8 protein-coding genes are annotated in these 10,127 nt (G+C 54.5%); 6 read left to right on the top strand and 2 right to left on the bottom strand.

Going from position 1 to position 10,127, the window contains the following annotated elements:
• Positions 1–269: 269 nt before the first annotated feature.
• A complete protein-coding gene (locus ACR0JB_RS18015) occupies positions 270–1,205 on the bottom strand; it encodes a LysR substrate-binding domain-containing protein (RefSeq protein WP_480790159.1) in 936 nt (311 codons plus the stop codon).
• A gap of 237 nt (positions 1,206–1,442) precedes the next feature.
• Here ACR0JB_RS18015 and ACR0JB_RS18010 point away from each other — a divergent pair, with 237 nt between their 5' ends.
• The 6 genes from ACR0JB_RS18010 (at position 1,443) to ACR0JB_RS17985 (ending at position 8,696) form a co-directional block, all read left to right on the top strand.
• Positions 1,443–2,393, top strand: coding sequence for an ABC transporter substrate-binding protein (locus ACR0JB_RS18010; protein WP_170351497.1), 951 nt, complete (start codon positions 1,443–1,445; stop codon positions 2,391–2,393).
• An 84-nt stretch (positions 2,394–2,477) separates the two neighbouring features.
• On the top strand, positions 2,478–3,506 hold the full coding sequence (locus ACR0JB_RS18005) for a quaternary amine ABC transporter ATP-binding protein (protein WP_170351499.1): 1,029 nt from the start codon (positions 2,478–2,480) through the stop codon (positions 3,504–3,506).
• Complete coding sequence (locus ACR0JB_RS18000) at positions 3,506–5,488, top strand: ABC transporter permease (protein ID WP_170351501.1); 1,983 nt, start codon at positions 3,506–3,508, stop codon at positions 5,486–5,488. The genes ACR0JB_RS18005 and ACR0JB_RS18000 overlap by 1 nt, the downstream gene beginning before the upstream one ends.
• 19 nt (positions 5,489–5,507) lie before the next feature.
• Entirely contained in the window at positions 5,508–5,861 is a 354-nt protein-coding gene (locus tag ACR0JB_RS17995) for a cupin domain-containing protein (protein WP_170351502.1), read from the top strand.
• Positions 5,858–8,257 carry a trimethylamine N-oxide demethylase gene (locus tag ACR0JB_RS17990; protein WP_170397381.1) on the top strand — a complete coding sequence of 800 codons (2,400 nt, stop codon included), beginning with the start codon at positions 5,858–5,860 and terminating at the stop codon, positions 8,255–8,257. Before ACR0JB_RS17995 ends, ACR0JB_RS17990 begins: the two co-directional genes overlap by 4 nt.
• A gap of 4 nt (positions 8,258–8,261) precedes the next feature.
• Entirely contained in the window at positions 8,262–8,696 is a 435-nt protein-coding gene (locus ACR0JB_RS17985) for a hypothetical protein (protein WP_170397383.1), read from the top strand.
• Positions 8,697–8,846: 150 nt separating this feature from the next.
• Here the strand turns inward: ACR0JB_RS17985 and ACR0JB_RS17980 are convergent, their stop codons facing one another.
• On the bottom strand, positions 8,847–9,893 hold the full coding sequence (locus tag ACR0JB_RS17980) for a sensor histidine kinase (protein WP_170397384.1): 1,047 nt from the start codon (positions 9,891–9,893) through the stop codon (positions 8,847–8,849).
• Positions 9,894–10,127: the final 234 nt, after the last annotated feature.

Below are 10,127 nucleotides of genomic sequence, written 5' to 3'. Positions count from 1 at the left end.
CAGCAGATCGTCACTGGAGATGCCAATTTTCGCACCGATTTCCTGAATCGGCTTCTTGTTCGCCTCACGGGCGATTTCGATGTCGGATTTGTAGCTCATTGGGTGCTGGGCTCCGTGCAAAGTAGGTTTAACGAACTCAAACCCGCCCGCATCTGCGACCGGGGAGGAATCGAATACTTTCTTTACGGTAAATAATTTTTCCCTTGGGTCAACCTTGGAAATACGAGGACATGACCGAAAGGGTATTTGTTACCCAATGGGGTCACGGATCACGCGTAACGTTTGCGCACCGCGCTAAGCCCCAACAACCAATCCTCAACGATGCGTAATTCCGGGAATGCTTTTTGCGTTGGGCTTTTAAGAAGATAATACCCAGACTGTGTTCGCACCGAGACGTCCTGAATTGGTCTGACCAACGCGCCGCTTTCAAGCAGTGGGTCGACAAGATGGGCCCAACCCAATGCGACCCCCAATCCATCGACTGCAGCTTGTATAGAGAGAGGATAGGTGTTGAAGGCCACAGCGCGTTCCATCAATGAGGTCGAAATATCATTGCCGTTGAACCACGTGTGCCATGTCATCCATTCCGCGTGACTACTGGTCACCTCAATCAGATCCAACTCTGGCAAAGCAGTTAAATCTGTCACCGTCGGATTACTATTGAGATACTCCGGGCTGCAGACCGGGAAAACAGTTTCCCCAAATAACAGCTGAGCATGATATCCAGGCCATTCCCCATCCCCGCGCAATATCGTCAAATCCATCGAATCTGACAGGCACTCTGCATCACTGTCGGAAGACACCAACGAAATACGGATGCGATCATTGGATTTGTTGAATTTTCTTAGCTGTGGCATCAACCAGAGTGACGCAACCGAGTTGGTCGCAGAGATCGAGACTGTGTTGGCCTGATGTTTAGCCAGCATGTCACGGCTAACATCCCGCATCAGGTCCAGCGACTTTTCCACAGTTGCCAACAAAATCGCACCTTGCTGCGTCAGCGAGACCGAGCGATGACCTCTGACAAACAGCGGAACATCATAATGTTGTTCCAACAGTCGCACCTTGCGGCTGATTGCCGTTTCAGAAATGTTGAGCACCTTGCTGGCCTGCGCAAAACTCTGCGCCTTCGCAGCCGCTTCAAATGCCAAAAGGTAATCGAGCGGTGGAAGGACCTTCCCGGTAATTGGCGCTTTCTTTGGCATCTGAAGGCGGGTTCCCAATCTGAAGATGATCGCAATCAAAAACATTTGCCCGTTTCGACTGGAAACCGATCAGGCAACTGACTGTTAAAATAGTGAAAAGTCAGATTTGCCTCAAGAATTTATAGGCAATGCCTCTCAAATTTCTGTTCTGCGTCTCGTGAAAACTTAGGCAGAATGAGAAAATTCGGGGCCGGAAGAGTCCGCAGATAAGAAATGTACGTCACTCAGGGAGCAAACATGAAACTCACAAACCTATTTTCTGCTGCAACCTTGGCAGCGGTAGCGGGCACCGGAGCGTTCGCCGAAGACAGCAGCGATCCGATCGTCATTCCAATTCACAACTGGTCCAGTCAGATCGTGATGTCTTACGTTACAGGTCAACTACTCGAAGAGATCGGTGACAACGTCGAATACGTCACAACAGACAGTCAGGCTGTCTACGAGTCGGTACGCTTGGGCGATGTCACACTTGAGATGGAGGTCTGGGAAGGTGCATTTGGCGCATCCTTCCGCGCCGCGCTGGAAAAGGGTGGTCTGCATGATGCAGGCGATCATGATGCAGTCACGCGCGAGGATTGGTGGTATCCGATGTGGACTAAGGAATCCTGCCCCGGCCTGCCTGATTGGCAAGCTTTAAACGACTGCGCGCATCTTTTCGCAACAGCGGAAACCGGGGACAAAGGCCGGTATCTGGATGGACCCGTCGACTGGTTGAAGCACGGTAAGGAACGTGCCGAAGCGCTTGATTTGAATTTCACGGTTATCAATGCGGGTTCGGCTGCAGCCCTTTGGGCCGAGATCGGAGCCGCGGAGGCGGATAAGAAACCTGTTCTGGTCTTCAACTGGACACCCAACTTCGCCGAAGCTGTCTGGCCTGGTGAGTTTGTCGAGTTTCCGGCTTGGGAAGATGGTTGCGACAAAGACCCATCCAAAGGTCCGAATCCCGATGCGTTGTATGATTGCGGAAACCCAGCCAGCGGTTACCTGAAAAAAGCGGCGTGGGATGGCATGAAAGATAAGTGGCCGGCTGCCTACTGCGTATTGACTGAAATTTCGTTCACCAACCCGCAAATCGCGGAAATGGCCAAGCTGGTCGATACAGACGAGCTGGAACCGGAAGAGGCAGCAGCCGAATGGCTGGACGCTAACCGCGCTGTTGTTGACCCCTGGATCAGCGCCTGCAGTTGATAAACCGGTCATTCGCGACGAAACTGGCGCGGCCTTGCTGATCTCGGTGAAGCAAGGCCGCGCCTAACAAGAAAGTAGGCAGCCATGTCCGCCACAGCGCCCGTCATCTCAGCCAAAAACGTCTGGAAACTGTTTGGAGCCTCTCCTGAGACCTATCTGAAATCTATGCCCGCGGGTCGCAGTTTCGACGAGATACGTGCGGACGGTTACATCGCCGGGGTCAAAGACGTCTCGATTGAAGTTGGCCGGGGTGAAATGCTGGTCATCATGGGGCTGTCCGGATCAGGTAAGTCTACTCTGGTACGGTGCTTTTCACGTCTTCACGACATTACCGGCGGCACGATTGAGGTTGACGGTCAGAACATCATGAGCCTGAGCGAGCGCGACCTGATCGAGTTGCGACGCAACAAGATGGGCATGGTGTTCCAGTCCTTCGGTCTGCTGCCGCATCGTACGGTTCTGGATAACGTGGCCTTCCCGCTGGAAATGCGCGGTCAGGATCGCCATGACCGACGCGAACGCGCATTGGAAGTAATCAAGCTGGTGGGCCTTGAGGGTCGAGAAGAATATTTCCCGCGTGAACTCAGCGGCGGGCAACAGCAACGGGTCGGCATCGCCCGGTCCCTGGCGATTGAGCCGGATATTTGGTTCCTGGATGAACCGTTCTCCGCCCTTGACCCTTTGATCCGACGTGAAATGCAGGATGAATTCCTACGGCTTCAAGAGATGCTGGGTAAAACCATCGTCTTTATTACTCATGATTTTGACGAAGCGCTGCGTTTGGCAGATCGGATCGCGATCATGCGCAATGGCGCGGTTGAACAGTGTGACACACCCGATCAAATCGTCATGAATCCTGCCACTGAATATGTGGCGAAATTTACCGAGGACATCGACAAAGCCCGCGTGGTGCATGCGAAAGGGCTGGCGAAACCGGTCAACGGGCACGCCTTGGAAGGAGCTCCGATCAATGGTGGCGCAACGATCCACGAACTTGCGCGAGTTCTGGTCAATGACAACCGCATCCTTTTGCCGGTTGCAGATGACAAAGGCGTTATCACCGGTGTCCTGGAACGCGACACCGCTCTGAATGTTCTGCTCGGAGCCGAATAATGGCGACGCTGTCCACTGATCTGACGGAGACTTCGGACAAGCCGTGGGGACGTACACGGGTACTTACCGCGCTGCTTGCAGTGGCGTTTGCACTGATCCTTGCCAAAGCCGCTGGTATTCTGCCTGAATGGCTGAACCGCATCCCCGAAGCGGCGATCCCGCCCACCGCACAAGTTCTGGATGCGATCTTCAACTTCATCCAGAATGACCTGGGCCTGATATACGTCACCCGCTTCATCGCGGAAGGTCCGCTTGAATTCCTGCTGGATACATCGGCCAACCTTTTGGAAGGCAAGCGTCGCTGGCCCTATCTGGGACCGATCCCATGGTCTGCGATTGCCGCCGTTGCCGCGGTTGTGGGTTATGCTGTCGGTGGATGGAAGTTGGCCGCTTTGGGCGCGGGCACCTTTATCTGGACCGCAGCAATCGGCCAGTGGAAGATCGCCATGCAAACAATGTCGGTGATCGTGGTTGCAGCACCCCTGGCGTTCCTGCTGGGGCTGGCTTTGGGTATTGCCGCATGGAAATACGGTTGGTTCGAGCGGGTCCTGAAGCCCATCCTGTCCATATTGCAAACCCTGCCCTTCTTTACCTACCTGCTGCCTGCGGTGATTTTCTTCAAGGTGGGTCCAACCGCCGGGGCCGTTGCAACGATTACATTCGCGATCCCGCCGATGATCCTGATGACAACGCTGGGGCTCAAGAAGGTTAGCCCCGAAGTGATCGAAGCGGGTCAGATGTCCGGCTGTACTCGCTGGCAGATGCTGCGCCATGTATACATTCCGGCAGCGCGCACCGAAATTCTGGTTGGCGTCAATCAGGTGATCATGCTGTGTCTGGCAATGGTCGTTCTGACCGCCTTTATCGGCATGCCGGGTCTTGGCGCTAAACTGTTGGCGATGATGGGAAGTTTCAAGCTCGGACGATCCTTCGAGATTGGCATCACTATCGTCCTTTTGGCCGTGACTTTGGACCGGATGTCCAAGGCCTGGGTGGTCAAGCAACCAGTTCACTTTGAACGCAACACGCCCTGGTGGAAGCGGCATCAAATCTCGCTGGTCGCACTGGGTCTGTTCATCGGGTTTATCCTGCTATCACAGGTATTCCCGATCCTGGCTGAAGTTGGCCGCAAACAGCACCTGAGCCAAGGCAAGGAAATTGACGTGGTGATCAAGTCGTTCCTGGCTATCGACGCCATCAAGGGAACAACTGAATGGTTGCGCTGGTTCCTGAACGTCAAGGTTCTGATCCCGTTCCGGGACACGCTGCTGGCGATCCCGACCCCCGCCTTCATCCTAATAGTCGTTGCCTTTGCCTATTGGGTCGGCGGACGCCGCCCAGGTATCTATGCGGCAGTGTTTTTTACCATCGTCGCATTCTCGGGTTGGTGGGACCGGTCGGTGATCACTCTGTATACAGTTATCTCGGCGGTTGCGCTGGCCACACTGATCGGAATACCGCTGGGCGTAATCGCTGCCCGGTCAGAACGCTGGTCGAAAAGCATCCTTCTGGCCTGCGACACCGCGCAGACCTTCCCCAGCTTTATCTATCTGATCCCTGCGATCATGTTGTTCGGTGTCAATGACGTGGCGGTTGTGTTCTCGATCCTGATCTTCGCCGCCGTACCGCTGATCCGGTACACTATTATTGGCCTCAGCAGCGTCCCGCCGGAAATGACCGAAGCCGCCGACATGTCCGGCTCAACCCGTCGCCAAAAGCTGATGTCCGTACAGTTCCCACTGGCTCTGCCAACTATGGCGGTCGGGTTCAATCAGGCCATCATGTTCGCCTTTTTCATGGTCATCATCGCAGCCTTTATCGGCACGCAGGACCTTGGGCAAGAACTTCAGCGAACGCTGGCCGGAACCGAGTTGGGCAAAAACTTTGTCCTCGGCCTGAACGTGTCGCTGATGGCGCTGACCTTTGACATGGCGATCAGCAGCTGGGCGGAACAGCGTAAAAAGCGACTGGGGCTCGATTAAGATGGCACAACAGCAAAACATGCGTACTGTCGCCCGGTTCGACGATACCGGCTTTGTTAGAATGCACATGGACGGTCTGCTCGACGAACAGGTCTGGTGGAAGAATGTCAGCTTTGACGAAGTCACAGGGCAAGGGAGTTATCTGATGAAGATGGCCCCGGGAACGCGCTCGAATCCGCATATTCATCACGGTGCGGAAGAGTTCTTTGTCCTCGAAGGCGATCTGACTGATCACGACGGTTTCAGCTATCGCAGCGGTGACTTCGTCAGTTTGGCCGCCGGTTCCAGCCATTTTTCGCGCACCGAGGCGGGATGCCTTTTGGTGGTCACGCACCGCGGTGCAACCGAGTCCATTCAGGAAGGTGCATTATGAATGTGAAACCGGTTTTCGAAGTGCCTTACGAACGTAGCGGGGTTCTGGCCCCCGGTCTTCCGATTTTACCTCATGGAACGGAACGTCATCCCGTCCCTGGCGCAGGGTCGCGGGCGGTTTCGGTGTCCAAAGGCGACACGATCACATTGCTGGATCGCGATGGGATGCAACCCGCCGAGATGGTGTTCTTTGCCCCCGATCGAAGCTCGGACGCTGCCATGCTTGGCGCGCAGGGGCACGGTCGACCAGAGGGGCTGATTGCGACTCTGGCGAATGGCTCGGCTTCGGGCAAGAAAGTGCTACGCGCGTTAGATGTTGCAGGTTTCGATATCGGACGCGGGGATGCGATCAGGGCTTTCTCAGATGGATCACGGCCCGGCGACATGGCGCATTTCGTGGCGGAATGCGACGGGCTTCTGATCGTCTCCGCTCCCGGCGAAGCGATGCGGCCCGAAGACAACAACCCGCCGACCGACATTATCCTGTACATTCAGCGTGCCGCTCCTGGTTTGGAAAAACCCGACGTGGGCCCGCCCGATCCTCTGGCCGACCCACTCAAGGATATCAACATTCAGCCTGGCAATGCCAAATCTTATGAGGTCAAAGCCGGAGAGTTCATTCAGATCGTGGATGTCAGGGGCCGCGAATGTTCAGACTTTCAGGCGTTCAGCCGACGTGCACTGGATCAGGGGATCGAACGCGAGATTGATCCCACCACGACACGAAGCCTGATGGGCAGTTTGTATCCGCAACCAGGCATATTCTCAAAGTACTGGTCGGTGGATCAAGAACCCCTGGTCGAGATCGTGCAGGATACGTGCGGCCGCCACGACACGTTCGGGCTGGCCTGCACAGCTCGGTATTATGAAGACTTGGGCTATCCTGGCCATGTCAATTGCTCGGAAAATATCAACAAAGATCTGGACCAGTATGGCATCCGGCCCCGCGCAGGCTGGCCTGCGATCAACTTCTTTTTCAACACGATGCTGGACGATGACAATGCCATCGGCATGGATGATCCGTGGTCGCGACCCGGAGATTTCGTGCTGCTGCGCGCACTGACGGATCTTGTCTGCGTCAGTACCGGCTGCCCGTGTGACATAGACCCGGCCAATGGCTGGAATCCAACCGACATTCAGGTGCGAACTTACAAAGCTACCGAAGATTTTAAACGATCCTATGGCTACAGAAAATCTGCGGAGGCGGATGTGGAAGAAACCAAGAAAACAGCATTTCACGACTGCTTTGCACGTCATACCCGTGATTTTGTCGAATATAATGGATATTGGCTGCCTAATACGATGACCAATCACGGCACTATTGCCGAATACTGGGCCTGTCGGGACAAGGTTGCTGTGATGGACCTGAGTCCGCTGCGCAAATACGAGGTTGTTGGCCCGGATGCCGAAGAGCTGATGCAGCTTTGCGTGACCCGCAACATGAAGAAGCTGAGTGTCGGCCAAGTTGTGTATACGGCAATGTGCTATGAACATGGCGGCATGATCGACGATGGCACCGTCTATCGGCTGGGCGAGACCAACTTCCGATGGATTGGTGGCAACGACACCAGCGGTTTGTGGCTGCAGGAACAAGCGCGAAAACGCAACATGAATGTCTGGGTGCGTAACTCTACAGATCAGTTGCACAACATCGCGGTACAGGGGCGGCACAGCCGCGACATCCTCTCGCAGATATTCTGGACGCCACCCCAGCAGCCAACCATTGAGGAATTGCCTTGGTTCCGGCTTACAGTGGCTCGGGTTGGGGATGTGCGCGGGACATCCGTCGTAATTTCTCGGACCGGGTACTCCGGCGAGTTGGGGTATGAAATCTTCTGCCACCCTAAGGACGCTGTCGAGATTTTCGACCGTGTCTGGGAAGTTGGTCAGGACTATGGAATTGCCCCTCTTGGACTAGCCGCCCTCGACATGTTGCGGATCGAAGGTGGCTTGATCTTTGCCGGGTCCGAATTTGACGACCAGACCGATCCGTTCGAGGCCGGGGTCGGTTTTACCGTCCCATTGAAATCTAAGACCGATGATTTCATCGGGCGCAGCGCAATTGAGGAACGCAAGGCTCACCCTCACCGCAAGCTGGTCGGGTTTGATATAGAAGGTGGAACAGTGCCTTCTCCGGGCGATTGTGTACGTATCGGAAAAGCGCAGGTCGGCGAAATCACCAGCGCGATGAAGTCACCCATCTTAGGCAAGGTCATCGCCCTTGGGCGTGTTGCATCAACCCATGCGCTGGAGGGGCACGACATTGAGATCGGCCAACTGGATGGGCAGCAAAAGCGCCTGAAGGCAAAAATTGTTCCGTTCCCGCATTTTGATCCAACTAAAGAGCGCGTGAAAGGTGTTTACCCCAGTAATAATGTCCCGGATGCGGCCGAATGAAAAATTGACTGCCAAACAAACGGCCAAAGTTGTGGCCGTTTGTTTTCTGGAGCTTGTCATTGCAACTTCACCAACAACTGGCTTCGCGGACAAATGTGACCGGGTTTCCGCGCTTGAAAACTATAATACCACGGGCGTCTCACCGAATGGAGCGATGTGCAAAACGTTTGTCGGCCTGGACAATGTCCAAGGCGTTTCATGCCGATGGGAGTTTCCATTCCGGGACTCTGAAGCCATTCGCGCGTTTAACGACCTCTGGACTGAAGTAACACGTTGCAAAGAGGGAACTTGGACGCAATACGACGGATCAGTCAACCACCCTGATAGTTACGTGCTGAGGGAACTTTTCACTTCAGAAGGCTTTATTCGCGTTGCCCAAAAAGATAAGGGCCAAATCAATCGTACATTGGTGTTTTTGAGCCTTGAACATCACAATTGATGCAGTCGGTGTACATCGCCCACCAGCCCCGGAAACCATCATCCCAATGGGTCAGAGGCCAACAATGCACTAACAATCAAACTGGACCAGTCAGATGAGGCTGCTCAGAAATCCACGCATTGAGCCACTCATTCTCTCAGCCGTCGCCGCTTAAGACTTGGTTGGGATAACCACCCGACCACTTAATCCTCCTAACGCGGCAGATTTTCCCAGGTCGAAGTGCGCCCCGTATGCATTGAGAAGATCAACCGCGATTGCCAGCCCCAGCCCGCTGCCTCTTACCGAAGTGTCAAGCCGTCCACCAGAACGTAGCGCTTCGCGTATTGCGTCCTCTGGGATACCTGGGCCGTCATCTTCGATACAGATCTCGACACAGTCTTCGTGACGTTTTGCGGTCAGTTTTACTTTGCCACGACACCATTTGACTGCGTTATCCAGTAAATTCCCAAGAACCTCTTCGATATCCTGCGTATCCATGCGCACCCAAAGCTCAGGATCGCTTTTGACTTCCAGTATTTTATCCTCTCTTTCAGCGATCGTAGTAAACAACCGTGCGAGACGTTCGACTGAGTGTGAAACATCCGTACGCGAATGGGTCAACTCAGCCGTGTTTAGAGCCCGGATTCGCGCGAGTGACCGACCGAGTTGAGAGTCGATCCGATCTAGAGCTTCGTCAGCGATACCTGTGTCAACACCGGCCTGTGACATAGCCTGTAGTTCATTTCTCAGAATAGTGGCTGGCGTTTTCAGAGCATGTGCCAGATCAGCGGCTTGCCTGCGTGAGCCGGATACAATGTCCCGATTGCGATGCAAAAGCTGATTCAGATCATCGACCAAAGGGGCCACTTCGTCCGGGTAATCCGTGGGTGTCAGATTGTCATCCGTGTCCCAACGATGGGCGACATCCGCACGCAATTTACGAAGAGGACCCAGGATTGCGGACATCAGCATCAATGAACTTGCAACTCCAATCAAGCCAACCAACCCAAACACCGGTAGAAGACTGCGCTGTGCCGCCCGTCTTTCATTGACCAACTGCGCTTGGCTTTCCGCGACACTAATTCCCCAGACAGTTCCATCTTCGAAAGAAATTTTTTGGTATGCGCTGCGCAACGCTTCCCCCTCGGGGCCGGAAGTGTTCCAAAGGGTTGCATCTTCAGAGATGTCAGGTGGTTCAGCGATTGTTTCGTCAAACAAAGACGCCGACGTGTAAACCTCGCCGTTGCCGGTGGTAACTTGCCAGTATCTGCCGGAATATGGCGCGCTGTATGCCGGATCAAACATGAGATCACGCAGGGCATCCGGGTCTTGTGTCGTAACGCTCAACCCAACGACAAGCTGGGTGTGGCGATCTCGAAGCGTAGCGTCGAACCTGTTTGAAATTCGGGCATCGATAAACGAAAAAACAGCCAGAGTGCCCACGCCAACGGA

Source organism: Ruegeria sp. BI7, assembly GCF_056537925.1.
Note: the sequence above shows the minus strand (reverse complement) of the source record. Positions and strands in the feature narration are given on the sequence as shown.

Coding starts and splice junctions, on each gene's coding strand:
- ACR0JB_RS18010 (WP_170351497.1), top strand. CDS start 1,443: ATGAAACTCACAAACCTATTTTCTGCTGCAACCTTGGCAGCGGTAGCG.
- ACR0JB_RS18005 (WP_170351499.1), top strand. CDS start 2,478: ATGTCCGCCACAGCGCCCGTCATCTCAGCCAAAAACGTCTGGAAACTG.
- ACR0JB_RS17990 (WP_170397381.1), top strand. CDS start 5,858: ATGAATGTGAAACCGGTTTTCGAAGTGCCTTACGAACGTAGCGGGGTT.
- ACR0JB_RS17995 (WP_170351502.1), top strand. CDS start 5,508: ATGCGTACTGTCGCCCGGTTCGACGATACCGGCTTTGTTAGAATGCAC.
- ACR0JB_RS18015 (WP_480790159.1), bottom strand. CDS start 1,205: ATGCCAAAGAAAGCGCCAATTACCGGGAAGGTCCTTCCACCGCTCGAT.
- ACR0JB_RS18000 (WP_170351501.1), top strand. CDS start 3,506: ATGGCGACGCTGTCCACTGATCTGACGGAGACTTCGGACAAGCCGTGG.